This window comes from Aquabacterium sp. (assembly GCF_021768455.1).
Taxonomy (GTDB): domain Bacteria; phylum Pseudomonadota; class Gammaproteobacteria; order Burkholderiales; family Burkholderiaceae_C; genus Aquabacterium.
The window spans coordinates 1-1787 of sequence record NZ_JAIZVX010000283.1; the positions used below are offsets into that span (position 1 = coordinate 1).

General features: G+C 59.6%; 1 protein-coding gene. It reads right to left on the reverse strand.

The features are described from left to right. Window positions 1-292 precede the first annotated feature (292 nt). Window positions 293-1177, reverse strand: a complete 885-nt coding sequence (locus QZ994_RS19775) for a LysR family transcriptional regulator (RefSeq protein ID WP_286747427.1) — start codon at window positions 1175-1177, stop codon at window positions 293-295. Window positions 1178-1787: the final 610 nt, after the last annotated feature.

A 1787-nucleotide genomic window follows, 5' to 3' on the forward strand; every position in this document is an offset into this window, starting at 1 on the left:
TGGCGCAGCAGCGCCAAGATCGGCGCGGGCAAGTTCAGGCCGCTACGGCCGCTGCAACCGGCTTAGCGTGCTTTATTTTCCGTTTTCTGAGACGACCCCAACTGGCGCAAAGACGTTGGCTCTGCTCGCCTGATCGAGATCAGCAGGCGCGAGAATTTCCACCAGAGAACGCGTTGCGGCTGCGTCCATTCACGGCGCAATACCAGCCTGCACCACTCGCTGAGCGGCAGAGGGCACATCCAACTGGGCGTGAAGTTCTACGGCAACGACGATTCGACAACCTGCTGAGGTGTCAGGCCGAGCGACGCGCCAGCTCAATGAAGGCCTGGAGGTAATCGATGTTGGTGTCCGCCTCGCGCACACCCAGGTGGATCTGCTTGCCGATGCCCTTGGGCCCCAGGCGCACAGCCACCACGTCCATCCTTCTTGCGTACTCTTGCACCAGCCAACGCGGCAGCGCCGCCACGCCCCGGCCACTGGCCACCATCTGCATCATGATGTCTGTGGTCTCGATGGTCTTGTGCCGATTTGGCGCAATGCCTGCAGGCATCAAAAACTGTGTGTAGATGTCGAGACGGTCGGTGGGCACCGGGTAGGTGATGAGCACCTCGTTGGTCAAGTGCTTGGGCTTGACGTGGGCCGCGCCCGCCAATGGGTGATCGAAAGGCACCACCAGCACCTGCTCGTAATCAAACACGGGCTCGAAGTGCAGGCCGGGTTTGTGCAGCGGGTCGGGCGTGACGAGCATGTCGATCTCGTAGCCAAACAGCGCGCCGATGCCGCCGAACTGGAACTTCTGTTTGACGTCCACCTCCACATCGGGCCAGTCGGCCAGGTAGGGCGACACGATTTTGAGCAGCCACTGGTAACAGGGGTGGCACTCCATGCCGATGCGCAGTGTGCCGCGTTCGCCTTGTGCGAACTGGCGCAGGCGCTCTTCGGCCAAATCGAGTTGTGGCAGCACGCGGTTGGCCACTGCCAGCACGTACTGCCCTGCCTGAGTCAATCGCAGGCTGCGGCCCTCGCGCAGCCAGATGTCCGTGCCCAACTGCTGCTCCAGCTTCTTCATCGAATGGCTGAGTGCAGATTGCGTCACGCACAGCACATCCGCCGCTGCGGTGAGCGAGCCTTGCTTTTCGACCTCCTGGACGATGGCCAGGTGAATGCGCTCCAACACGATGAATGAATAATGCTCATGGATGCATTAATAGTTTCCATTCTATTTCATGTCGAATCATTCGTGAACGCTCGCCTGTTGATGGCTTGACCGGCCCACCTTTGACCACCGACGGCGCCACCAAGCCGCAGGCAGAGAGGCAAGTGCCGTCACTCCGGGCAACGCTCACCGCTGTAGGTGGCGGGCTGCTTCTCGTCGTTCCGACACGCTCGTGAGGTTGCGGCCCTGCCAGATCGCGATGTCATCCAAAAATCGGGTTCATAGATTGCAAATGCGAACCATTCGCATTATCATGATGATGCACTTCACCCTCATGAGAAGGAAGCCCGATGTTGATACACGCCTTGTCAAATAAAGCTCAGACAGAAGCTTTGCATCACTTGCCGATGGCGTGTCACCTCGACGCCGTCGATGAGACCGGCATGAAAAAGGGGGCTGCCAGACGGCGAATTCAAACTCATGACGCCCCCGATCTTCCGCACAAGGTTCGACTTTCGCCGCGGTGGCCTGATGTCCGCGCCGATCCAAATCTGAGCCACCGTGCCGATCCAATATTGAGCCAGGGCTGGTAGCCGACCAAAGGGTGGTCAGCTGTGGATAAGTGTAGAGC